This window comes from Blastococcus sp. SYSU DS0510, assembly GCF_054050835.1.
Genome location: NZ_JBJHAC010000006.1, coordinates 139,868 through 162,056, shown reverse-complemented (window position 1 = coordinate 162,056; position 22,189 = coordinate 139,868). Strand labels below are relative to the sequence as shown.

Annotated in this window: 24 protein-coding genes and 1 riboswitch; of the genes, 20 read left to right on the top strand and 4 right to left on the bottom strand. The window is 75.2% G+C overall.

Going from position 1 to position 22,189, the window contains the following annotated elements:
• Positions 1-95: 95 nt before the first annotated feature.
• The 4 genes from ACI79P_RS07325 to ACI79P_RS07310 are packed head-to-tail and all read left to right on the top strand — an operon-like array spanning position 96 to position 3,635.
• Positions 96-776 (top strand): maleylpyruvate isomerase family mycothiol-dependent enzyme, encoded by a 681-nt coding sequence (locus ACI79P_RS07325; protein ID WP_456580374.1) that lies wholly within the window; start codon positions 96-98, stop codon positions 774-776.
• Positions 777-820: 44 nt separating this feature from the next.
• On the top strand, positions 821-1,165 hold the full coding sequence (locus ACI79P_RS07320) for a TfoX/Sxy family protein (protein ID WP_456580373.1): 345 nt from the start codon (positions 821-823) through the stop codon (positions 1,163-1,165).
• 53 nt (positions 1,166-1,218) lie between these two features.
• Positions 1,219-2,460, top strand: a complete 1,242-nt coding sequence (locus tag ACI79P_RS07315) for an MFS transporter (RefSeq protein WP_456580372.1) — start codon at positions 1,219-1,221, stop codon at positions 2,458-2,460.
• A 50-nt stretch (positions 2,461-2,510) separates the two neighbouring features.
• The gene (locus ACI79P_RS07310; protein ID WP_456580371.1) at positions 2,511-3,635 is read left to right on the top strand and encodes an FUSC family protein; all 1,125 of its coding nucleotides are present in this window, start codon (positions 2,511-2,513) and stop codon (positions 3,633-3,635) included.
• Positions 3,636-3,722: 87 nt separating this feature from the next.
• Here the strand turns inward: ACI79P_RS07310 and ACI79P_RS07305 are convergent, their stop codons facing one another.
• A complete protein-coding gene (locus ACI79P_RS07305; protein ID WP_456580370.1) occupies positions 3,723-4,991 on the bottom strand; it encodes an acyl-CoA dehydrogenase family protein in 1,269 nt (422 codons plus the stop codon).
• Between the two features lie 160 nt (positions 4,992-5,151).
• Here ACI79P_RS07305 and ACI79P_RS07300 point away from each other — a divergent pair, with 160 nt between their 5' ends.
• From ACI79P_RS07300 to ACI79P_RS07290, 3 genes are read left to right on the top strand one after another with little or no spacing between them, the layout of a single operon-like run.
• Complete coding sequence (locus tag ACI79P_RS07300; protein ID WP_456580369.1) at positions 5,152-5,928, top strand: DeoR/GlpR family DNA-binding transcription regulator; 777 nt, start codon at positions 5,152-5,154, stop codon at positions 5,926-5,928.
• Positions 5,925-6,287 (top strand): DUF4406 domain-containing protein, encoded by a 363-nt coding sequence (locus ACI79P_RS07295; protein WP_456580368.1) that lies wholly within the window; start codon positions 5,925-5,927, stop codon positions 6,285-6,287. The genes ACI79P_RS07300 and ACI79P_RS07295 overlap by 4 nt, the downstream gene beginning before the upstream one ends.
• Positions 6,284-6,946: an NUDIX domain-containing protein gene (locus ACI79P_RS07290; RefSeq protein WP_456580367.1), complete on the top strand. Its 663-nt coding sequence runs from the start codon at positions 6,284-6,286 to the stop codon at positions 6,944-6,946. Before ACI79P_RS07295 ends, ACI79P_RS07290 begins: the two co-directional genes overlap by 4 nt.
• Here the strand turns inward: ACI79P_RS07290 and ACI79P_RS07285 are convergent.
• Complete coding sequence (locus ACI79P_RS07285) at positions 6,936-8,906, bottom strand: acetoacetate--CoA ligase (protein ID WP_456580366.1); 1,971 nt, start codon at positions 8,904-8,906, stop codon at positions 6,936-6,938. The genes ACI79P_RS07290 and ACI79P_RS07285 overlap by 11 nt on opposite strands.
• Positions 8,907-8,961: 55 nt before the next feature.
• Here ACI79P_RS07285 and ACI79P_RS07280 point away from each other — a divergent pair, with 55 nt between their 5' ends.
• The 7 genes from ACI79P_RS07280 to ACI79P_RS07250 all read left to right on the top strand — a co-directional run bounded on the left by ACI79P_RS07280 (position 8,962) and on the right by ACI79P_RS07250 (position 14,915).
• Positions 8,962-9,366, top strand: coding sequence for a DUF2237 family protein (locus ACI79P_RS07280; RefSeq protein ID WP_456580365.1), 405 nt, complete (start codon positions 8,962-8,964; stop codon positions 9,364-9,366).
• A 28-nt stretch (positions 9,367-9,394) separates the two neighbouring features.
• Positions 9,395-9,889 (top strand): glutathione peroxidase, encoded by a 495-nt coding sequence (locus ACI79P_RS07275; RefSeq protein WP_456580364.1) that lies wholly within the window; start codon positions 9,395-9,397, stop codon positions 9,887-9,889.
• A 107-nt stretch (positions 9,890-9,996) separates the two neighbouring features.
• Complete coding sequence (locus ACI79P_RS07270; RefSeq protein ID WP_456580363.1) at positions 9,997-10,707, top strand: mycothiol-dependent nitroreductase Rv2466c family protein; 711 nt, start codon at positions 9,997-9,999, stop codon at positions 10,705-10,707.
• Positions 10,708-10,807: 100 nt separating this feature from the next.
• The gene (locus ACI79P_RS07265; protein ID WP_456580362.1) at positions 10,808-11,863 is read left to right on the top strand and encodes a FecCD family ABC transporter permease; all 1,056 of its coding nucleotides are present in this window, start codon (positions 10,808-10,810) and stop codon (positions 11,861-11,863) included.
• On the top strand, positions 11,860-12,960 hold the full coding sequence (locus tag ACI79P_RS07260) for a FecCD family ABC transporter permease (protein ID WP_456580361.1): 1,101 nt from the start codon (positions 11,860-11,862) through the stop codon (positions 12,958-12,960). The genes ACI79P_RS07265 and ACI79P_RS07260 overlap by 4 nt, the downstream gene beginning before the upstream one ends.
• Positions 12,957-13,802, top strand: a complete 846-nt coding sequence (locus ACI79P_RS07255; protein WP_456580360.1) for an ABC transporter ATP-binding protein — start codon at positions 12,957-12,959, stop codon at positions 13,800-13,802. The genes ACI79P_RS07260 and ACI79P_RS07255 overlap by 4 nt, the downstream gene beginning before the upstream one ends.
• A gap of 90 nt (positions 13,803-13,892) precedes the next feature.
• Entirely contained in the window at positions 13,893-14,915 is a 1,023-nt protein-coding gene (locus ACI79P_RS07250) for an ABC transporter substrate-binding protein (RefSeq protein WP_456580359.1), read from the top strand.
• 33 nt (positions 14,916-14,948) lie between these two features.
• On the opposite strand, the gene ACI79P_RS07245 is transcribed toward ACI79P_RS07250, so the two are convergent.
• A complete protein-coding gene (locus ACI79P_RS07245) occupies positions 14,949-15,920 on the bottom strand; it encodes an EamA family transporter (RefSeq protein WP_456580358.1) in 972 nt (323 codons plus the stop codon).
• Positions 15,921-15,963: 43 nt separating this feature from the next.
• Positions 15,964-16,410, bottom strand: coding sequence for an STAS domain-containing protein (locus ACI79P_RS07240; protein WP_456580357.1), 447 nt, complete (start codon positions 16,408-16,410; stop codon positions 15,964-15,966).
• A 200-nt stretch (positions 16,411-16,610) separates the two neighbouring features.
• Between ACI79P_RS07240 and ACI79P_RS07235 the strand changes: the two genes are divergently transcribed.
• The 6 genes from ACI79P_RS07235 to ACI79P_RS07210 all read left to right on the top strand — a co-directional run bounded on the left by ACI79P_RS07235 (position 16,611) and on the right by ACI79P_RS07210 (position 22,188).
• Positions 16,611-17,396, top strand: coding sequence for a thioesterase family protein (locus ACI79P_RS07235; RefSeq protein WP_456580356.1), 786 nt, complete (start codon positions 16,611-16,613; stop codon positions 17,394-17,396).
• 156 nt (positions 17,397-17,552) lie between these two features.
• The gene (locus ACI79P_RS07230) at positions 17,553-18,449 is read left to right on the top strand and encodes a mechanosensitive ion channel family protein (protein ID WP_456580355.1); all 897 of its coding nucleotides are present in this window, start codon (positions 17,553-17,555) and stop codon (positions 18,447-18,449) included.
• Positions 18,446-18,931: a hypothetical protein gene (locus ACI79P_RS07225; RefSeq protein WP_456580354.1), complete on the top strand. Its 486-nt coding sequence runs from the start codon at positions 18,446-18,448 to the stop codon at positions 18,929-18,931. The genes ACI79P_RS07230 and ACI79P_RS07225 overlap by 4 nt, the downstream gene beginning before the upstream one ends.
• A gap of 88 nt (positions 18,932-19,019) precedes the next feature.
• A riboswitch (SAM riboswitch) is annotated at positions 19,020-19,135 on the top strand.
• A 43-nt stretch (positions 19,136-19,178) separates the two neighbouring features.
• Positions 19,179-20,471: a bifunctional o-acetylhomoserine/o-acetylserine sulfhydrylase gene (locus ACI79P_RS07220; protein ID WP_456580353.1), complete on the top strand. Its 1,293-nt coding sequence runs from the start codon at positions 19,179-19,181 to the stop codon at positions 20,469-20,471.
• A gap of 1 nt (position 20,472) precedes the next feature.
• On the top strand, positions 20,473-21,549 hold the full coding sequence (metX, locus tag ACI79P_RS07215; RefSeq protein ID WP_456580352.1) for a homoserine O-acetyltransferase MetX: 1,077 nt from the start codon (positions 20,473-20,475) through the stop codon (positions 21,547-21,549).
• A gap of 39 nt (positions 21,550-21,588) precedes the next feature.
• Positions 21,589-22,188, top strand: a complete 600-nt coding sequence (locus tag ACI79P_RS07210) for a YdeI/OmpD-associated family protein (RefSeq protein ID WP_456580351.1) — start codon at positions 21,589-21,591, stop codon at positions 22,186-22,188.
• Position 22,189: the final 1 nt, after the last annotated feature.

Below are 22,189 nucleotides of genomic sequence, written 5' to 3'. Positions count from 1 at the left end.
CCGGCCGGCGTCGACCCTCCCCACGACATCCGGGCCGGGCGGATGCCCTCCTGGGGGACACCGCCTCGATCCGGCGTCCCTGCCACGATGGCCACGTGCAGGACACGTTCGCGGAGATCGGCGAGGAGCGCCGCGGCCTGGCGGCGATGCTGTCGGGGCTGACGGCTGAGCAGCAGGCGGCCCCGAGCCTGTGCGGCGGGTGGACCGTGCACGACGTCGCCGCCCACCTGGTCGTGCCCCTCGAGGTGAGCACCCGGAGGTTCCTCCTCGCGATGCTGGTCTGCCGCGGCAGCTTCGACCGGGCGAACGTCCGGGTGACCCGCGAGCAGGCCCGCCGGCCCTTCGCCGAGCTCGTCGAGGTGCTGCACCGGAAGGCCGACTCGCGGTTCACCCCACCCGGCGCAGGCCCCGAGGCGCCCCTCACCGACCTCCTGGTCCACGGCCTGGACATCCGCCGGCCGCTGGGCATCCCGCGCGACATCCCCGAGCCGCGCCTGCGCACGTCGCTGACCTACCTGGCCGCCGGCGGCTTCGTCCCCAAGGGCGCGCTGGACGGGCTCCGGTTCGAGGCGGCCGACCTCGACTGGGCGCACGGCAGCGGTCGGTCCGTGCGCGGGGACGCCGACGCCCTCCTGCTGGCGATGTCCGGCCGCACCACCGCCCTCGACGACCTCGACGGTGGCGGCGTCCCGGTCCTGCGCGCCCGACTGGCGCCACCGGCCCGGCGCGAGGACCGGGACCGGGACCGGGAGGAGCGGAGCCCGTCCGAGGGGTGACCGCAGGCCCTACGCTGCCGACGCTCCCGACGAGAGGACCGCGCATGGCCTACGACGTCGCACTGGCAGGCCGCGTCCGCGAGGCGCTCCCCGAGGGGAGGGCCGTCCGCGAGATCACGATGTTCGGCGGCCTCGCCTTCATGGTCGACGGGAAGATGGCCGCCTGCGTCTCGGCCGGCGGAGGCGCCCTGCTCGTACGCGTCTCCGCCGCTCGCGACGCCGGGTACCTCGAGGTGACCGGCGCCCGCCGGGCGGAGATGGGCGCCGGCCGGTCCATGGGCGAGGGGTGGATCGCCGTCGACCGGGACGCGCTCGTCGCGGACGAGGACCTGCGCTTCTGGCTCGACGCCGTCCTCGAGTTCAACGCCGAGCAGACGGCACCGCGCTGACCCGACCGGCGGCACCGGCCGCCCACCCGCGGGAGGCCTAAGCTCCTCTCCTCGTGGGCCGGGTCGTCGAAGCAGTGCTCCCGGCCCGCATGGGGACGCCGTTCCGCTGGCTGGTCGGCTCCTCGTGGGTGACCAACCTCGGCGACGGCATCGCGCTGGCCGCCGGGCCGCTGCTCGTGGCGTCGCAGACGAGCGATCCGTTCGTCGTCGCGCTCGCCGCCCTGCTGCAGCGTCTCCCCTGGCTGCTGTTCGGCCTCTACGCCGGGGTGCTCGCCGACCGCGTCGACCGCCGCCTGCTGGTCGTCGCCGTGGACGTCGCTCGCGCCGTCGTCCTCGCCGTCCTGACCGTCGCCCTCGTCACGGGCTCGACCGGCGTCGGGCCGGTGCTCGCCGCCATGTTCCTGCTGGGCACCGCCGAGGTCTTCGCCGACACCACCTCGGGGACGCTGCTGCCGATGGTGGTCGACCGCGCCGATCTCGGCGTCGGCAACGCCCGGATGATGGCCGGCGCGCTCACGATGAACCAGATGGCCGGACCGGCGCTGGGCGCGGTGCTCTTCGCGGCGGGCTCGGCCTGGCCGTTCCTCGTCCAGGGGCTGTGCGTCGCGCTCGGCGCGCTGCTGCTGGTGCGCATGGCGCTGCCCCCGCTCCCCCGCGCGCAGGGCGAGCGGCACGTCGGCCGCGAGATCGTCGAGGGCCTGCGCTGGACGTGGGGGAACGGTCCGGTCCGGACCCTGACGATCACGATCGTCACCTTCAACGTCACCTACGGCGCCGCGTGGTCGGTGCTGGTGCTCTACGCGACCGACCGGCTCGCGCTCGGGCCGATCGGCTTCGGCCTGCTCAGCACGGTGACGGCGGTGGGCGGCCTCCTGGGCACGGTCTCCTACGACTGGCTGGCCCGGCGCGCGAGCCTGGCCCTGCTCATGCGCGTCGGCCTGGTCATCGAGACCCTCACCCACCTCGGGCTCGCGCTGACCACCGCCCCCTGGGTCGCGGCAGCGGTCCTCTTCGTCTTCGGCGCCCACGCGTTCGTCTGGGGGACGACGTCGCGCACCGTCCGCATGCGCGCCGTCCCGGCCCACCTGCAGGGGCGGGTCGGCAGCCTCTACTACGTCGGGGTGTTCGGCGGGATCGTCGTCGGCCAGGCGCTGGGCGGGCTGATCGCGCGCGTCTGGGGCATCACCGGGCCCTTCTGGTTCGCCTTCGCCGGGTCGGCGGTCATCCTCGTGCTGATCTGGAGCCAGCTCGCGCAGATCGCCCACGCCGACGAGGAGGTGCCGGTCGCGGGCTGACCGTGGTGCAATGCCAGGTCGGGCGACCACGGGGAACGGGACGGACGACGATGCGGCAGGGCACGACGAGCACCGCTCCCCGGCGGTGGCGGCGGCGCCCCGGAGCGGTCCGGCGCACCTGGGCGCGCCACCCCCGGATCGGGCTCGCCGTCCGCGCGGCCGTGGCGGCGGCGGTGGCGTGGGCCCTCGCCCAGCTCGCCCCCGGGCCGTTCGCGGACTACCCGTACTACGCACCGCTGGGGGCGGTGGTCGCGACGACGGCGTCCACGCTGGCCAGCTCGGTCCGCGGGTCCCTGCAGACCGTGGCCTCGATCGCTCTCGGCGCTGGGGTGGCGCTCGCCGGGGAGGCCCTCGTCGACCCGCAGCTCCTGGCCCTGGCGCTCGTGGTCGCCATCGGCGTCCTGCTGGCCGGGTGGGGGCGGCTGGGCAGCAGCAGCAGCTGGCTGCCCACCTCGGCGCTGTTCGTGCTGGTCCTGGGGCAGGACAACCCCACCGGGTACGTGCTCGCGTTCGCCGGCCTGACGTTCGCCGGCGCGCTGGTCGGCATCCTGGTGGCCGCGGCCTTCCCGCCGCTGCCGCTCGCCCCAGCCGACGACGCCCTGGGGAGGCTGCGCGAGACCCTCGTCGACCAGCTGGACGACCTCGCCGACGGGCTGCGCCAGGAGCACCCGCCGACGCAGGACGAGTGGCGCGGGCGGATGCGCACCATCGACCCGCTGCTGGCCCAGATGCGCGCGGCGGTCCAGGAGACCGACGAGGCCCGGCGCGGCAACCGCCGGGCCGCCCGGTACCAGGACAGCGCCGAGCGGCTGTACCAGCAGGCCCGGGCCCTGGAGCGGCTCACCCTCCTCGTCGAGGACCTCACCCTGGTCATCGCCGAGACCGAGATCGCGGAGAACGAACGCGTGGCGCTGGGGCCGGCGCTGCGGCCGACCGCCTCCGGGGCCCTCGCCGCGCTCGCCGACGTCCTCCGGTCGGTGGAGAGCGCCGCCGCCGACCCCGACGCCGTCCGCGAGGCCGACGAGGCGGTCGGCGCCTTCGCCGCCGCGCTGCGCCGGGCCAGGGCGACCGCCGACGATGACCTGTTCGAGGCCGGGAACATCATCGACAACGTCCGCCGCTCGCTGGACGCGGTGCGCCCGCCGGAGCCGGCGGATCACCCGGCGCAGCAGTGACGCGCGATCCTCGACCGGGCCACCCCGACCAGGAGGGGGACGCCGGCCTGCTCGTGCCGTTCGCGCGCCGGACCGAGCCGCCGCGGCTCAGCCGAGCGGCGAGCGGGGGAGCAGGCGGTCGCTGACGATCCGCTTCTGGATCTCGCTGGTCCCCTCGAAGATCGTGGTCAGCCGGGCGTCGCGCCAGTGCCGCTCGACCTGCCGCTCGGTGGTGTAGCCGTTGCCGCCGTGGAGCTGCATGGCCTGGTTGGTCACCCGCACCGACATCTCGGTGGCCTCGAGCTTCACCATCGACGCCTCCTTGGCGACCGGCATCCCGAGGTCGAGCAGGTGGGCGACCTGGCGGTAAAAGGCGCGGGACTGCTCGATCTGCGACGCCATCTCGGCGACGGCGAACCGGAGGGCCTGGAAGTCGCCGATCGGGTGGCCGAACTGCTCGCGCTCCTGCAGGTAGCGGATCGAGTCCTCCAGCGCGGCGCGGGCCAGGCCGACCGCCCGCGCCGCCGTGTGCACCCGGGCGGTGTTGAGGAACTTCTGCGCCTCGGCGAACCCGGCCTGCTTCGCCTCCTCGCCCTCGGCGTCGCTGTCCTCCCGCGCGGCCTTGGCCTGGTCGATGACGTTGTCCTTCGGGATGCGGACGCCGTCGAACGTCAGGTCCCAGGTGAGGAAGCCGTGGTAGCCGATCTTGTCGATCGGGTGCCCGGACAGGCCCTCCGGGAACTCGCCACGCTTCTTCTCCAGCAGCAGGTTGAGCAGCCCGGCCGAGCGCGACTCCCCCTCCTGGGGCTCGCGCTCGCGCACCAGCACCTGGATGAAGTCGGCGGCCTCGGCATTGCCGCACCAGCGCTTGCGCCCGGTGACCACCCACTCGTCGCCGTCCAGCACCGCCCGGGTGGAGACCCCGGCGAGGTCGGAGCCTGCGTCGGGCTCGGAGAGCGCGATCGCGCCGATCCACTCGCCTCGGGCGCTGCGGGCCATCAGCTCGTGCCGGCGGTCGGCGTCGGGCACCGCGGTGCCGAGCCCCTGGGAGCGGGCCAGGATGCTCGCCGTCGACATCCAGGCGCGGGCGAGCTCCTCGCTGACCATGCAGTACTCGAAGACGCCGAGACCCAGCCCGCCCTGCTCGGCGGGCACGGTGATGCCGAAGTACCCCAGCTCGGCCAGCCGCTGCAGCAGGGACGCCGGGATGAGGCCCTTCTGCGGGTCGAGCTCGTTCGCGACCGGCAGCACCTCCTCCATCGCGAACCGGCGCGCCTGCTCCTGCAGCGCCTCCCGCTCCGGGGTGTGCCACGGGGGCAGCAGCACGGGCGGCTGCGGCTCGAGGATCTCGCTGGCGGGGTTGGCGCTCGACGTCATCGTCGGTCGGCCTCCTCGGTCGGGCGGGCGGTGGCGTCCACTGTCGCGGCTCGTCGTTCCCCCGCGCACCGCGTCCACCCGCGGAGGTGACCAGCGTCACCGGCGATGCGGCTCTGACAATGACTTCACAGATCTCACAGAAGTCTGTCACAATGGCGGCGTGGCCGTGCCCGAGCGACTGGACGTGACGCTGCGGCTGGTCCGCAACGCCGGGACGGCGACGCTGGCCGACCTGGCCGCGCGCCTCGGCGTGAGCGAGATGACCGTGCGCCGCGATCTCGACGAGCTGCAGCGCCGCGGCCTGGTCCGCCGCATCCGCGGCGGCGCCACCGCGGTCGATGCCCCGGAGAACGACTTCGCCGCCCGCGCCGGCTGGCAGGCGGGCCTCAAGGAGCGCATCGGCCGGGCGGCGGCCGAGCACGTCCCGCCGGGGTCGACGGTGCTCCTCGACGCCGGGACGACGACGGTCCACGTGGCGCGGGCGCTGCTGGGCCGGGCCCCGCTCACCGTGGCCGCGCTGAGCCTGCCGGTCGCCGCGGTGCTGGCCGACCAGCCCGGGATCCGGCTGCTCGTGGTCGGCGGCGAGGTGCGCGCCGGCGAGGGGAGCCTGGCGGGGCCGGTCACCGCCGCGGTCCTCGCCGCCCTCTCCTTCGACGTGTTCGTCATGTCGATCGGCGGCATTACCCCCGCCGGGTGGTCGGAGTTCACGCTGGAGGACGCCGCGGTGAAGCAGGTGGGGCTGCGCCAGGCCGACCGCACGCTCGTGGTGGCGGACGGCAGCAAGCTCGGCGTCCGGGCGTTCGCCCGTGTCGCGGACCTCCCGGCGGCCGGCCGGCTGGTGACCGACGCCGGCGCCCGCGACCCGAGGCTGACCCCGGCGGCGCAGGACACCCTCGCCGCCCTCGACGACGCGAAGGTGGAGGTCACCACCGCATGAGCCTGATGATCCTGGTCGCCGGCCCCTACCGGAGCGGCACCGGTGACGACCCCGACGCGATCGCGGCCAACCACCGCCGCATCCGGCAGGCCACCCTGGACCTGTTCCGGGCCGGCCACCTGGCGGTCAACGGCGAGGACCTCGCGCTGCCCCTGGCCGCGCTGGCCGGCTCGACGCGGCTCGGCGACGCCGCCTTCGACGAGGTGTTCCACCCGGTCGGCCGCCGGCTGGTCACCCGCGCCGACGCCGTGCTCCGGCTGCCCGGGGCGTCGGCCGGCTCCGACGAGATGGTCGCGCTCGCCCGGGCCCGGGGCATCCCGGTCTACACCGACGTCGCCGACGTCCCGGCGTCAGCATGACCGGCGTCCCGGGGATCGACGTCCCCGACCTCCGCGGCCGGACCGGGCTGGACCGGGCCGGGCAGGACCTGACCGGCAACCCCGACGTCGTCGTCCGGGACGTGGAGCTGCTCGCCGCCGGCTGGCACGTGCTGCGGCGGACGACCCTGGACCGACGGCGCAGCGACGGCCGGTGGGTGACCGAGCAGCGCGAGACCTACGACCGGGGCAACGGCGCGACGCTGCTCCCCTACGACCCCGACCGGCGCACCGTGCTGCTCACCCGGCAGTTCCGCTACCCGGTGTACGTCAACGGGCACCCCGACGGGCTCCTGCTGGAGGCCGCCGCGGGGCTGCTCGACGACGACGCCCCGGAGGTGGCGATCCGGCGGGAGGCCGAGGAGGAGCTCGGCGTGACCCTCGGGGAGGTGCAGCACGTGTACGACGTCTTCATGAGCCCCGGCTCGGTGACCGAGCGGCTGCACTTCTTCGCCGCCCCCTACCGCCCGGCCGATCGCACGTCGGCCGGCGGCGGGCTCGCGGAGGAGGGCGAGGACATCGAGGTCGTCGAGCTCCCGTTCGACGAGGCCCTCGACATGATCGAGGACGGCCGCATCGCCGACGCGAAGACGGTGATGCTGCTGCACTGGGCCGCGCTCCGGGGACCGTTCAGGAGCTGAGCCGCTCCTTCGCCAGCCGGATGTAGTGCTCGACCAGCGAGGCGTCGTCCACGGTGCCGGTGTTGACCGCCTTCGCCGGGTCGACCCCCTGGAAGAGCCGCTTGAGCGGAACCTCCAGCCGCTTGCCGGTGCGGGTGTGCGGCACCCCCGGGACGGCGATCACCTCGTCGGGCACGTGCCGCGGGCTGGCCTGCTCCCGGATGGCCGACCGCAGCCGGTCGACCAGGTCGTCGGTCAGCTCCTCCCCCGGCGCGAGCTGCACGAACAGGGGCATCCAGTAGCCGCCCTCGGGCAGCTCCACCCCGAGCACGACGCAGTCGAGCACCTCGGGGAACGCCTCGACGGCGGCGTAGATGTCGGCGGTGCCCATGCGCACGCCACCGCGGTTGAGCGTGGAGTCCGACCGGCCGGTGATGACGCAGGTGCCGCGGTCGGTGATCTCGAGCCAGTCGCCGTGCCGCCAGACGCCCGGCCACGGCTCGAAGTAGGCGGCGCGGTAGCGGGCGCCGTCCGGGTCGTTCCAGAAGTACAACGGCATGGAGGGCATCGGCTCGGTGACCACCAGCTCCCCGAGCTCGCCCACCACCGGCTCGCCCTGCTCGTTCCACGACTGCACGGCCACACCCAGCATGGGCCGCTGCAGCTCGCCCACCGTGACCGGGAGCAGCGGCGAGCCCCCGATGAAGCCGGTCGCGACGTCGGTGCCGCCCGACGCGGAGACCAGCTGCAGGTCCCTGCCGACGGCGTCGTAGACCCAGCGGTAGGAGGCGTCCGGGAGGGGGGAGCCGGTGCAGCCGATCACGCGCAGCGCGGAGAGGTCGTGGTCCTCTCCGGGGCGGACGCCTGCCTTCTGGCAGGCGCCCAGGTACCCGGGGCTCGTGCCCAGCAGGGTGATCCCGACCTTGGCGGCGAGGGCGAACTGCGCATCCGGGGTGGGGTAGGTGGGCGCCCCGTCGTGGAGCACCGCCGTCGCGCCCGAGAGCAGCGAGGAGGCGACGACGTTCCACATCATCCAGGCGGTCGAGGTGTACCAGTAGAAGCGCGCGCCCGGCCCCAGGTCCTGGTGCAGCAGCCCCCACTTGAGGTGCTCCAGCACCACCCCGCCGTGCCCGTGCACGATCCCCTTCGGCAGCCCGGTCGTGCCCGAGGAGTAGACGATCCACAGCGGGGCGTCGAACGGCGTCGGCTCGAACACCGGGTCCTGGCGGTCGGCGACGGCGTCGGTCCACGCCAGGGCGCCGTCGGGCACCTCGTCGGGGAAGAGCCGGGGGACGGCGATCGTCGTCCGCACGGTGGGCAGCGCCTCGCGCAGCTGGGCGACGACGTCCCGGCGGTCGTGCGGGCGGCCGTTGAAGCGGTACCCGTCGACGGCGACCAGCACGGTCGGCTCGATCTGCGCGAACCGGTCGAGGACGGCGCGGGTGCCGAAGTCGGGGGCGCACGTCGACCACACGGCCCCGACCGAGGCGGCGCCGAGGAAGGCGACGACGGTCTCGGGGACGTTGGGCAGGTAGCCCGCCACCCGGTCGCCCGGGCGCACGCCGAGCCGGCGCAGGGTCGCGGCGAACGCGCCCACCTGGCCGCGGAGCTCCGCCCACGGGATCTCGACGGGCTCGGCGTCCTCGGCGACGGCGATGAGCGCGGGCCGGTCGTCGGCGGCCTGCCGGAAGACCTGCTCGGCGTAGTTGACCGTCGTCCCCGGGAACCAGACGGCGCCGGGCATCTCGCGGGAGGTGAGCACCCGGTCGTCGGGCACGTCGAGCACCCCGGTCCAGCGCGCGACGTCGCCCCAGAACTGGTCGAGGTGCTCGACCGACCACCGCCACAGGGCGTCGTAGTCCACCGGGTCGCCGAAGGAGAGGCCGCGGCGCTGCGCCACCCAGCCGGCGAAGGCGGCCACGCGGGTGCCGGCGATCGACGCGGCGGTGGGCCGCCAGAGGATCTCGGTGCTCTCGGTCACGCTGGCACCATGCCATCCTGAGCGCGCGCCGACCACGCCCACTCGAGGAGCGCCCGTGCTGCCCGACCCCGCCGACGAGCGGAACGTGCTCGGTGGACCGCTGCAATCCTGCTCCACCGAGCCGCTGACCGGGTTCTACCGCGACGGGCACTGCAGCTCCGGCCCCGACGACCTGGGCCGGCACACCGTCTGCGCCGTCGTCTCCACCGAGTTCCTGGCGCTGCAGCGGGAGCTGGGCAACGACCTCTCCACCCCGCGCCCCGAGTACGGCTTCCCGGGGCTGCGGCCGGGGGACCGCTGGTGCGTCGTCGCCACCCGCTGGCTGCAGGCCTACCAGGCCGGGGCCGCCGCGGGGGTGGTGCTGGCCGCCACCAACGCCCGCGCGCTGGAGATCGTCCCGCTGGAGGCGCTGCGGCAGTACGCCGTCGACGTGCCGGACGACGCCAGCGGCCTGGAATGAACACCCCGCCCGGCGTGCTGCGGGCGGCATGGGCGACCTCCTCGACACCCCCGTCACCACCCTCCGCGGCACCGCCACGACGCTGCGGGAGCTGACCGGCGGCGGGCCCGCGCTCGTCGTCAACGTGGCCAGCCGCTGCGGCCTGACCCCGCAGTACACGGCGCTGGAGGCGCTGCACGAGGAGTACCGCGCCCGCGGGTTCACCGTCGTCGGCGTGCCGTGCAACCAGTTCATGGGCCAGGAGCCGGGCACCGCGGAGGAGATCGAGCAGTTCTGCTCGGCCACCTACGGCGTCACGTTCCCGTTGACGGAGAAGGCGGAGGTGAACGGCACCGGCGCGCACCCGCTGTTCCAGCGGCTGACGGCCGCACCGGACGTCGACGGCGAGGCCGGTCCGGTGGCGTGGAACTTCGAGAAGTGGGTGCTGTCGGGCCACGGCGAGGTGGTCGCCCGCTTCCGGCCGCGGACACCGCCGGACGACCCCGCCGTCCGCGCCGCGATCGAGTCGGTCCTCCCCGCCTGATGCCGGCCCGCCCCAGGCGCGTGGTCGCGACCCCGGCCGCACGGGCCTGGGGCGGCGGCACCGGGGCTGGAGCGGCGGGGGCGGGCGCCAACACCTAGGTTCGGCGCATGGCCGATCTGCGCTTCTGGTTCGACCCGGTCTGCCCCTTCGCCTGGATGACCAGCAAGTGGGTGCGCCAGGTGAGCGCCCAGCGCGAGTACGCCGTCGAGTGGCGGTTCATCTCCCTGCGGCTGCTCAACGCCCACGTCGACTACGCCTCGCACTTCCCGCCCGAGTACGAGGCCGGGCACACCGCCGGGCTGCGGCTGCTCCGCGTGGCCGCCCACGTGCGTGACCGCACCGGGAACGAGGGCGTCGCCCGGTTCTACGAGGCGTGCGGGCAGCACGTCTTCGAGCACGGCCCCGAGGGCGACCGGGCGGCGCGGGGGACGGCGGAGTTCGTGGCACCCGTGCTCGCCGACGCGGGCCTGCCCGCCGACCTCGCCGACGCGCTGGAGGACGGCGCGCGCGACGCCCAGATCCAGGCCGAGACCGACGAGGCGCTGGGCCTGGCCGGCAAGGACGTCGGGACGCCGATCCTGCACTTCCAGCCGCCCGAGGGCGTCGCCTTCTTCGGGCCGGTGATCAGCCGGCTGCCGGCCGAGGACGAGGCCGTCGCGCTGTGGGACCACGTGGTGGGGCTGGCGTCGTTCCCCGGGTTCGCCGAGCTCAAGCGCAGCCTGCGCGAGCGCCCGCAGCTCCCCGCCTTCGGGGTGCAGCCCGGCGAGATCGGGCAGCAGGAGGACTGGCACGGCGGGAGCCGGCGGCAGAAGCGCTGACCCCGGCGAGGGCCCTCACGAGGTGGACGCACCTGGCGAGAACGGCGGACCGGGCTAAGGTAAGCCTTATCTGATCTGCCGTCCGTCCCGGGAGCTGCTCGTGGCCACCACGGTCGACGTCCCGCCCCGGGGCGCGGCACGACCTCCGACGGCGCCGCTGCGCGCGCGCCGGCTGGGCACGCTCGCCCTCCTGCTGGCGCTCGTCGTCGCCGCCGCGCTGGCCAGCATCGCGGTCGGCACGCGGTCCATCGGCCTCGGCGAGGTGTGGCGCTCGCTGCTCGACCCCTCGCTGACCGGCGAGGAGGCGGTGATCGTCCGGCAGCTCCGGGTGCCCCGCACGGTGCTCGGCCTGATGGTCGGCGCCGCGCTGGGGCTGGCCGGGGCGCTGATGCAGGGCCACACCCGCAACCCGCTGGGCGATCCCGGGCTCCTCGGCGTCACCGCGGGCGCCAGCCTCGCCGTCGTCCTCGCGATCACGCTGCTGGGCGTCACCACGCCCGCCGGCTACGTCTGGTTCGCCTTCGTCGGCGCGCTGGTGGGCACCGTGCTGGTGTACGCGATCGGTTCCGCCGGGCGGGGCGGGGCCACCCCGGTCACCCTGGCGCTCGCCGGGGCGGCGCTGTCGGCCCTCATGTACGCCCTGGTCCGCGCGATCCTGGTCAGCGACCAGCAGACGCTGGACAGCTTCCGGTTCTGGGTGGTCGGCTCGCTCGCCGGGCGGGACGCCGCCGTCGCCGGCCAGGTCGCCCCCTTCCTCGCCGTGGGCCTCGTGCTGGCCCTGGTCAACGCGCCGGCGCTGAACCTGCTCGGCCTGGGCGAGGACGTCGCCCGCGGGCTGGGCCAGCGCATCTGGCTGGCCCGCGCCGTCGGCCTGGCCGCGATCACGCTGCTCTGCGGAGCCGCCACCGCGGCCTGCGGGCCCATCGCGTTCCTCGGGCTCGTCGTGCCGCACGCCGTGCGCGCCCTCACCGGCCCCGACCACCGGTGGCTGCTGCCCTGCTCCGCGCTCGCCGGCGCCGCGCTGCTGCTGGTCGCCGACGTGCTCGGCCGCGTCCTGGCCCGCCCCGGCGAGCTCCAGGTCGGCATCGTGCTCGCCCTGGTCGGGGCGCCGTTCTTCATCGCCCTCGTGCGCCGGAGCCGGACGGTGCGGCTGTGAGCGTCAGCGCCCCGGTGCGCCCGCCGGCGGCGCAGCACCCCCGCCCGCGCACCGGCCGGGTGCTGCGCGCGGGGCCCGCGTCGGGGCTGCTGCACTGGCGGCAGGTCGTCGTGCCGGTGGCCGGGTTCGTCGCCCTGGTGCTGGCCGCCGCGCTGAGCATGGGCCGCGGCGACTTCCCGATCGGCGTCGGCGACGTGCTGCGCACCCTCGTCGGCCTCGGCGAGGGCCCACAGGTCTTCATCGTCCAGGAGCTGCGGGCCCCGCGGGTGGTCGTGGGCGCGCTGGTCGGGCTCGCCCTCGGCGTCGCCGGCGCGCTCTTCCAGACCTTCGCCCGCAACCCGCTGGCCTCCCCCGACACGCTGGGCATCACCATGGGCGCCTCGGTGGGGGCGGTGTCCGCCATCGTGCTCAGCGGCGGCACGTCGACCGGCGCCGTCCTGGGCGGGCTCGGTGTCCCGCTGGCCGCCCTGCTGGGCGCGCTGCTCACCGGCGCCCTGCTGTTCGCGCTCACCTGGCGGGCCGGCGTCGACGGGTACCGGCTGGTGCTCATCGGGATCGCGCTGTGGTCGGCCGGCACCGCGATCACCGACTGGCTGCTCACCCACGCCGAGATCTACGACGCCGCGTCGGCCTACGTGTGGATCACCGGCTCGCTCAACGCCCGCACGTGGGACGACGCACTGCCGCTGGCCCTCGCCGTCGCGGTGCTCCTGCCGCTGGCGCTGGCGGCCGGGCGGGTGCTCGGCGTCCTCCAGTTCGGCGACGACACCGCCCGGGGGCTGGGGGTGCGGGTCGCCGGGGCACAGGCCGCGGTCGTCCTGCTCGCCGTGTTCCTCGTGGCCTTCGCCGTGTCGGCCGCCGGGCCGGTCACCTTCGTCGCCCTCGTGGTCCCGCAGATCGCCGTCCGGCTCACCGGCGGCTCCCGGCCACCGCTGCTGGCCTCCGGCATCCTCGGCGCCCTGCTCGTCGTCGCGGCCGACCTGGTCACCCGCACCGCCCTGCCCCAGGCGCTGCCGGTGGGCATCCTGACCGCCGTCATCGGCGCCCCCTACCTGCTCTGGCTCCTGGTCCGTGGAAGGCGGCGAGCGACGCTGTGACACTCGACATCGGCACCGAACTGCTGCGCCAGGACGTACACCCGGCCGAGCCCCGGCGGGTCCGGCTGGCCGCCGAGCACGTCCGGCTGGCCTACGACGACCAGGTGGTGGTCGACGACCTCGACCTGCAGCTCACCGAGGGCTCGTTCACCGCGATCGTCGGCCCCAACGGGTGCGGCAAGTCCACCCTGCTGCGCGCGCTCGGCCGGTTGCTGCGGCCGGTGAGCGGCCAGGTGCTGCTGGACGGCCGGGCCATCGCGCGCACGCCCACCCGCGAGGTCGCCAAGGTGCTGGGGCTGCTCCCGCAGACGCCGGTCGCGCCGGAGGGGCTCACCGTCGGCGACCTCGTCGCCCGGGGCCGCCACCCGCACCAGAGCTGGCTGCGGCAGTGGTCCCGCGACGACGAGGCGGTGGTGGCCGAGGCGCTGTCGTGGACCGACATGGCCGAGCTCGCCGACCGCCCCGTGGACGCCCTCTCGGGCGGTCAGCGGCAGCGGGCCTGGATCTCGATGGCGCTGGCCCAGGGCACCGACCTGCTGCTGCTGGACGAGCCGACGACCTACCTCGACCTCTCCCACCAGATCGACGTGCTCGACCTGGTGGCCCGCCTGCACGCCGAGCGCGGCCGCACCGTCGTGGTCGTGCTGCACGACCTCAACCTGGCGGCCCGGTACGCCCAGCGGCTGGTGGCGATGAAGGACGGCGCGCTGGTGGCCTCCGGCACCCCCGCCGAGGTGCTCACCGAGGAGCTGCTGGCCGGCGTCTTCGACCTCGAGGCCCGGGTGCTGGCCGACCCGGTCACGGGGACGCCGATGGTCGTCCCCGTCCGCCGGCTGCGCTGAGCCCGCCCCCTCTCGAAGGTCTGAGTTAGGGCAGGCTAACCTTCCTCGCGTCCGGGATGATCACGCATCGCCTCACCCGAGGGAGTTCCGTTGCACCGCACCTCTCGCCGCCTGATGGGCGGCCTCCTGGCCCTGGGCGTCACCGTCGGCGTCAGCGCCTGCGGGGACGACGCCGCCACCGACGGCGCCACCGATGGCGCGACGCCGGCCGCCGAGGGCGGCTGGGAGTTCACCGACGACCGGGGCACCACCGTCGAGCTCGACGCCGCCCCCGAGCGCGTGGCGGGCCTCAACGACGTCGTCTCCTCGCTGTGGAACTACGGCGTGGAGCCGGTGGCCACCTTCGGCCAGACCTCCACCGCCGACGACGTCGCCTTCGAGGGCAAGGACCTCTCCGACGTCGAGATCGTCGGCGAGAGCTACGGCCAGATCGACCTCGAGCAGCTGGCCGCGGCGGAGCCGGACGTCATCGTCACCAGCGTCTACCCGACCGACTCCGAGGGCACGATCGACGAGACCCAGCCGCTCTACGGCTTCGAGAGCCTGGAGCAGCAGGAGCAGGTCGCCCGGATCGCGCCGATCATCGCGATCGCCTGGACGGGCTCGGCCGCCGACGTCATCGACCGCACCGCCGAGCTCGCCGAGGCGCTCGGCGCGGACATGGAGGGCGCGGAGGTCACGCAGGCCCGCGAGGAGTTCGAGGCGGCCTCCGACGCGCTCACCGAGGCCGCGGCCGGCGGCGTCACCGTGCTGCCCGTCGCCGCCTATGCCGCCGAGGGCTTCTACATGGCCAAGGCCCCCGACGACCCGTCGCTGCACATGTACGCCGACCTCGGCGTCCAGTTCGTCGACCCGGGCGGCGAGGGCTACTTCTGGGAGACCGCCGGCTGGGAGGACGTGGGTCGGTACCCGAGCGACGTCCTGCTGTACTCGCTGCGCGGCGCCATGACGCCGGAGGAGATGGCCACGCAGCCGACCTACACGCTGCTGCCCGCCGCGCAGGCCGGCCAGGTGCACCCGTGGAAGTACATCGGCATGGACCACGCCGCGCAGGCGGAGTACATGGCGGAGCTCGCCGGCTGGCTCGCCGAGGCGGAGGACGTCACCCCCTGAGCGGCGCCACCCCTCCGAGGCCCCGGTCCCGCGTCACGTCGACAGCGGGGCCGGGGTCTCCGGCACCGGGGGCGCGGACGGCGTCCGCCCGGTGCGCGCGGTCTGGGCCAGCGCGATGCCGGTGAGCACGACGATGCCGCCGGCGACCTGCCAGCCGGTGAGCAGCTGCTCGACCCACAGCCAGGCGACGACGGAGGCGAAGACCGGCTCCACCGTCGCGACCAGCCCGGCGGTGGTGGGCGCCAGGTGCGGAAGCGCCGCGATCGACAGCCAGAACGGCACCGCCGCGCCCAGCACGACGATCCACCCGACGAGCAGCCAGAGCGGCAGCTGCAGGCCGCCCAGCGAGACCGGCACCGGCTCGGCGAGCACCCCGGCGTCGAACTGCCACCACGGGGCGGCGACGGCCCAGAACACCGCGGCCGCCACGAAGCTCCAGCAGGTGAGGGTGACCGGATCGCGGCTCACCGTGCCGCGCTCGCCGACCAGGTAGTAGGTGGCCAGGCAGAGCGCCGCACCGAACGCCGCCGCCACGCCGAGCGCGTCCAGCGAACCGCCGCCCTGCCAGACCTGCGCCACGAGCACCAGGCCGGACAGCGACAGCAGCAGCGCCGCCCACAGCCGGCTGCGCACCCGTTCGCGGCGCACCAGCCAGACGTAGAGCGCGATGAACACCGGCGCGGTCATCTCGAAGACGAGCGCGATGCCGACCGGCAGCCGCCCGATGGCCACGTAGTAGAGGAACTGGGTCAGCGCCACGCCGACGACCCCGAAGACGGCGAGCAGCGGCAGCTCGCGCGGCCGCACCCGCAGCCGGCCCGGAGCGATGAGCGCGAGCACCACGAGCAGCACGATCGCGGCGCCCGTGCAGCGCAGCGCCGTCAGCCGGGTCGGCGGGACGCCGGCCTGGAGCGCGAGCGTCGAGACGGTGCCGTTGACGGAGAAGAGGGCGGCCGCACCGAGGGTGAAGGCGTACCCGAGGCCGGGCCGGACTCTGCGGTGCACGCGCGCACGGTAGCGGGCATGGCCGACGGAGACACCTACCGGATCAGAACAGCGCGAGGTCCTGAGCGGGCGGGCAGGTCGCCGGGCCGGCCGCGACGAATACGGCGTCCAGGCCGGTCACCTCGAACACCCGCCACACCGAGGGCTGCACGTCGCGCAGCAGCAGGTCGATACCGCGCTGCTGGCACCAGCGGCGGACGCCGGTGAGCACCGAGAGGCCGGCCGAGCCGATCGAGGGCACCCCGCCGAGGTCGAGCTCGAGGACGGTGCAGCCCACCAGCGGGTGCCCGGCCACGAACGCCTCCAGGTGCGGAGCGGTGACCAGGTCGACGTCACCGTCGACCACCACCCGGGCGCGCCCACCCGCGCTCTCCCACGCAAGGCGCAGCGCGGCCGGCTCCGGGGCCGGGTGCGAGACCCACCAGGGCCGCCGCCCACCGGGCGGGCGCGCAAGACGCCGGCTGCCGTCCCACTCGTGCGCTCGCACCATGCTGCCCCCTCGCGCCGACGGTCACCCCGTCGCCACGGAACGTACGGACGCCGATCCGGCGGGACAACGGTTTCCGATACCGGATCGGCCGGGTGGCCACGCCCGGCGGGCGCGCTGTGACGCTGCGGCGCCGTGGCAGCACACACCGATGCGGGAACCCGGCGGCGGCGGGCGGGACCGGCGGCGGAAGACTCGACCCCGTGGACGTTCCGGAGGCCCTCTACCTGCCCGACGGCGACGGCTTCGCCGCCACCGCCCTCACGATCGGCCCCTGGGACACGGGGTTCCAGCACGCCGGGCCGCCGGCCGCGCTGCTCCTGCGCGCCGCCGAGGAGGTCAGCGCGATCGAGGGCGGGCAGACCGTCCGCCTGGCCTACGACATCCTGGCGCCCGTGCCGGTCGGCCCGGTGCGGGTGCGCACGTCGGTCGTCCGCCCCGGCCGGCGGATCGAGCTGGTGGAGGCGGTCCTCGACGCCGGGGGCGCGGCGCTCATGCGGCTGTCGGCCTGGCGGATGCGCTGCCGGGACGACGCCGCGGCGGAGACCGAGCAGCCGCACCCGGCACCGGCCGGGCCGGAGGGGAGCCGCGCCGAGCGTGCGGCGTTCTTCAGCAGCGAGGTGGCCTACCACCGGGCGCTCGACTGGCGGTTCGCCGCCGGCACCTTCAACGGGCCGGGGCCGGCGACGGCGTGGACCCGGCCGGAGTGCGCCCTCGTGGCCGGGGAGCCGATGACGCCGCTGCAGCACCTGCTCGTGATGACCGACGCCGCGAGCGGCATCTCGGCGACGCTCGACTGGACCCGGGCGACGTTCGCCAACGTCGACCTCACCGTGGCCCTGCACCGGCCGCCGCGCGGTGAGTGGCTGGGGATGGACGCCACGACCGTGCACGGCGGCGCCGGGGCGGCGCAGTGCTTCGCCGTCCTGTTCGACGCCGACGGCGCGATCGGCCGGTCCAGCCAGTCGCTGTTCGTCGAGCCGCGGTGAGCCCGGCGTGAGTCATCTCTCCGCAGCCACTCCGCCGCAGGTCAGCGGCCTGCCCGGCCGTTCCGGACGCGCGACCCGGCGGGTCGGGCTGGCATCGTCGTCCGGCGGTGAGCATGGTGGGAGGGTCGCTTCCCCCGACGAACGGAGTGCCGCCACGTGGACGCGTTGAGAGACGTGCTGGACTGGCTGGCCGGGCGCGGTCTCGAGGTCGTGCTCATCGGGCTCGGGTCGGTGCTGCTCGCCCGCTTCGTCGGCTGGGTCGGCGACAAGATCACCGACCGGATCGACCGGAACTCCACCGGCGGCGACGCGCTCGTCCGGTCGGAGGCCGCCAAGCACCGCCACTCGCTGACCCAGGTGCTCACCTGGGCCCTGGTCGTGCTCATCTACTCGATCTCGGTCTTCTTCATCCTCGACCGCCTCGGCATCCCGGTGACCGGCCTCGTCGCGCCGGCGACCGTGCTCGGCGTCGGCCTGGGCTTCGGCGCGCAGCGCATCGTCGGTGACGTGCTGGCCGGGTTCTTCATCATCACCGAGCGCCAGTACGGGTTCGGGGACGTCGTCTCGATCCAGGTGGTCGGCGGGGGCGACCCCGCGAACGGCACGGTCGAGGACGTCACGCTGCGGGTCACCCGCATGCGCTCGCCCGACGGCGAGGTCGTGACCATCCCCAACGGCCAGATCGTCAAGGTCATCAACCTGTCCCGCGACTGGGCACGCGCCGTCGTCGACGTCCCCCTGCCGACCACCGTCGACGTGAACCGGGCCAACGAGGTCCTGCGCGGGGTGGGCCGGGAGGCGTTCCGCGACCCGGCCATGCGGCCGCTGCTGCTCGACCCGCCCACCGTGATGGGCGTGGAGACCCTCGGGTTGGACGAGGTGAACGTCCGGGTGGTCGCCCGCACGCTGCCCGGCAAGCAGTTCGAGGTGGGCCGGGACCTGCGCGCCCGCATCGTGCAGGCGTTCCGCAGCCAGGGCATGCAGGTACCGCCGCCCACGGCGGCGCCCCTGGCGCAGGACGGCGCGACGGCCGTCCAGGAGGGGGTCCGGTGAAGACACCCGACGAGCGCCGCGACCCGGCCGCCCGCGCCTCCGAGGAGCCCACCGTGAGCACCGCCCCCGCCGCCGCGCCGGGCTCGCCCACCGACTCGCCGTCGCCGGCGCCGCGGCACGGCTGGTGGGCGGCGATCCCCCGGCACCTGGGCCGCGCCCGCACCTCCACCGTCGTGCTCGCCATCCTCTTCGTGGCGGTCTTCGCCCTCTGGCTGAACGTCAAGCCCCCGGCCCAGGGCGCGCCCGCGACCGGGGAGACGGCGGTCACCGAGCCGACCCAGCCGACGGGCACGACCGAGCCGGCGCAGACCGAGCAGACGGAGCCCACCGAGGAGCCGGAGACGACGACGCAGCAGCCCGAGCCGACCACCTCGCCCTCCGCGCCCACCACCACCGCGCCGGGCACGACCACCACGGCGCCGGAGACGACCGCTCCCGCGCCGACCGGCGGCACGGGCGAGGAGACCGCGCCCGGTTCCTAGGACCGTGGGCCGCTGTTTCACGTGGGACATCGCTGCCCGCGTCCGGGCGGGTGTGCGTCGCCCGGCGGGGCGTCCTAGGATCACGTCGGCTCCTGAGAGGCAGCGCGAAGCACCTGGCTGGCTGCCCGGCAACCTCAACTCCGTCTGAGGTGCTCCAGGGGAAGAGCCGGCCGGTCGGCGCCCCGCCCCCGGCAAGGACGGAGCTCCCGTGCGCCGCGGGATCTCCCGCGAGCGAAGGAGACGGCGCATGACCGACCCGCAGAGCTGGAGCTTCGAGACCCGGCAGATCCACGCCGGCACGAGCCCCGACCCCACGACCGGCGCCCGCGCGCTGCCGATCTACGCGACCACCGCCTACCAGTTCCGCGACACCCAGCACGCGGCGGACCTCTTCGCGCTGGCCGAGATGGGCAACATCTACACGCGGATCATGAACCCGACGCAGGATGCGCTGGAGCAGCGCGTCGCGTCGCTGGAGGGCGGCGTCGCCGCGCTCGCCGTCGCCTCCGGCCAGGCCGCGGAGACCCTAGCCATCCTCAACCTCGCCGAGGCCGGCGACCACCTCGTCGCGTCGGCGTCCCTGTACGGCGGCACCTACAACCTGCTGCACCACTCGCTGCCGAAGATGGGCATCACCGTCTCCTTCGTCGAGAACCCCGACGACCCGGAGAACTGGCAGTCCCTCGTGCAGGAGAACACCCGGGCGTTCTTCGCCGAGTCGATCGGCAACCCGAAGGGCGACATCCTCGACATCGAGACCGTCGCCGGCGTCGCCCACCGCAACGGGGTCCCGCTCATCGTCGACAACACCATCGCGACGCCCTACCTGGTCCGGCCGCTGGAGTTCGGCGCCGACATCGTCGTCCACTCGGCCACCAAGTACCTCGGCGGCCACGGCACCGTCATCGCCGGGCTCATCGTCGACGGCGGGTCGTTCGACTGGACCGGCGGCCGGCACCCGATGTTCACCACCGCCGACCCGACGTACCACGGCGTCGTCTACGCCGACCTCGGTGCACCGGCGTTCGCGCTGAAGGCGCGGGTGCAGCTGCTGCGCGACCTGGGGCCCGCGGTCTCCCCCTTCAACGCCTTCCTGGTGGTGCAGGGCATCGAGACGCTCTCCCTGCGCATGGAGCGGCACGTGCAGAACGCGCAGCGGGTGGCCGAGTTCCTCGAGGCCCACGACGCCGTCGAGCGGGTGAACTACCCGGGGCTGCCGTCCTCGCCGTGGCACGCCGCGCAGCAGAAGTACGCGCCGAAGGGTGCCGGCGCCGTCCTGACCTTCGAGCTGCACGGCGGCGTGGAGGCCGGCAAGCGGTTCGTCGAGGCCCTGGAGCTGCACAGCCACGTCGCCAACATCGGCGACGTGCGCAGCCTGGTGATCCACCCGGCCTCGACGACGCACTCCCAGCTCACCCCCGAGGAGCAGCTGACCACCGGCGTCACGCCGGGCCTGGTGCGCCTCGCCGTGGGCCTGGAGGGCATCGAGGACATCCTCGCCGATCTCGAGGCCGGCTTCCGCGCCGCCAAGTCCGCCTGACGTGGGCGGGTGGGCCGAGGGGGATCCGGCGGGCGGCCGGCGCTTCCTCGACCTGCCCGCCCCGTTCGAGCTGGAGCGCGGCGGCAGCCTGCCCGGCGTGCGGATCGCCTACGAGACCTGGGGGACCCTCGCCCCGGACGGCGGCAACGCCGTGCTGGTCGAGCACGCGCTCACCGGCGACAGCCACGTCGTCGGCGACCGCGGGCCGGGGCACCCGACGCCCGGCTGGTGGGGCGGCGTCGTGGGCCCGGGCGCCGCGCTGGACACCGACCGGTTCTTCGTCGTCTGCGCGAACGTCCTGGGCGGCTGCCAGGGGACGACCGGGCCGTCGTCACCCGCGCCCGACGGGCGAGCGTGGGGCTCGCGCTTCCCGGAGATCACCGTCGGCGACCAGGTCCGGGCCGAGGCGGCGCTCGCCGACGCGCTGGGCGTCCGGCGCTTCGCCGCCGTCGCCGGCGGCTCGATGGGCGGCATGCGGGCGCTGGAGTGGGCGGTCCGGTTCCCCGGGCGGGTGGCGGGGCTGTTCTTCCTCGCCTCCACCGCCGTCGCCTCGGCCGACCAGATCGGCACGCAGACCACCCAGCAGGCGGCCGTGCGCGCCGACCCCCGCTGGCGCGGCGGGGACTACCCGCTGGACGACCCGCCGGTGGACGGCCTCGACGTCGCCCGCCGGATCGCCCACCTCACCTACCGCAGCGCCGCGGAGCTCGAGGCGCGTTTCGGCGCGCGCCTGCAGGAGGACGGCCGCTTCGCCGTCACCTCCTACCTGCAGCACCACGGGGCCAAGCTGACCCGCCGGTTCGACGCCGGGAGCTACGTGGTGCTCACCGAGGCCATGAACAGCTGGGACGTCGGCCGGGGCCGCGGCGGTGTGGAGGCGGCGCTGGCCGGCGTGACCGCCCGCGCCCTGGTCGCCGGCGTGGACAGCGACCGGCTGTACCCACCGGAGCAGCAGCAGCGGGTGGCCGACGCGCTGGGCGTGCCGCTGCGGCTCATCGGCTCGCCCTACGGGCACGACGGCTTCCTGGTCGAGACGGCGGCGGTCGACGCGCTGCTGCGCGAGCTGCTCGCGGGCTGACGGCGCCCGGCTGTCACACCCGGGGGCCAGGATGGCGGCGTGCCGACGCCGACGGACCTGCCGATGCTGCCGTTCCCCGACCAGCCCGCCTTCGAGGCCTGGCTGGAGGCCGAGCACGCCACCGCCCCGGGGCTGTACGTGCAGATCGCGCGCAAGGGCTCGGGCATCGCCTCCCTCACCTCCGCCGAGGTCGTCGAGTCGGCGCTCTGCTTCGGCTGGATCGACGGGCGCGGGCTCCGGCTGGACGACTCCTACCACCTGCTGCGCCTCACCCCGCGCCGCCCGCGGAGCGTCTGGTCGCAGAAGAACGTCGCCACCGTGGAGCGGCTGATCGCCGAGGGGCGGATGCGCCCGGCCGGGCTGGCGGCGGTGGAGGCGGCGCGGGCCGACGGCCGGTGGGAGCGCGCCTACCCGGGCGCGGCCACCATCACGGTGCCCGACGACCTCGCCGCGGTCCTGGACGCCGAGCCCGGGGCGCGGGCCGCCTTCGACGCCCTCGACGGGCAGAACCGCTACGCCGTCCTGTGGCGGGTGCACACCGCCGTGACCCCCGCCGGCCGGGCGAAGCGGATCGCGGCCTGCGTGGAGCGGCTGGCCGCGGGCCGCCCCTTCCACCCCTCGCCCGGCGGGCGAGACTGAC

Bases quoted from the DNA above. Each gene is read 5' to 3' on its own strand.
- ACI79P_RS07310 (WP_456580371.1), top strand. From the start codon at position 2,511: ATGCGGCAGGGCACGACGAGCACCGCTCCCCGGCGGTGGCGGCGGCGC.
- ACI79P_RS07240 (WP_456580357.1), bottom strand. From the start codon at position 16,410: ATGGTGCGAGCGCACGAGTGGGACGGCAGCCGGCGTCTTGCGCGCCCG.
- ACI79P_RS07305 (WP_456580370.1), bottom strand. From the start codon at position 4,991: ATGACGTCGAGCGCCAACCCCGCCAGCGAGATCCTCGAGCCGCAGCCG.
- ACI79P_RS07290 (WP_456580367.1), top strand. From the start codon at position 6,284: ATGACCGGCGTCCCGGGGATCGACGTCCCCGACCTCCGCGGCCGGACC.
- ACI79P_RS07220 (WP_456580353.1), top strand. From the start codon at position 19,179: ATGACCGACCCGCAGAGCTGGAGCTTCGAGACCCGGCAGATCCACGCC.
- ACI79P_RS07295 (WP_456580368.1), top strand. From the start codon at position 5,925: ATGAGCCTGATGATCCTGGTCGCCGGCCCCTACCGGAGCGGCACCGGT.
- ACI79P_RS07270 (WP_456580363.1), top strand. From the start codon at position 9,997: ATGGCCGATCTGCGCTTCTGGTTCGACCCGGTCTGCCCCTTCGCCTGG.
- ACI79P_RS07320 (WP_456580373.1), top strand. From the start codon at position 821: ATGGCCTACGACGTCGCACTGGCAGGCCGCGTCCGCGAGGCGCTCCCC.
- ACI79P_RS07275 (WP_456580364.1), top strand. From the start codon at position 9,395: ATGGGCGACCTCCTCGACACCCCCGTCACCACCCTCCGCGGCACCGCC.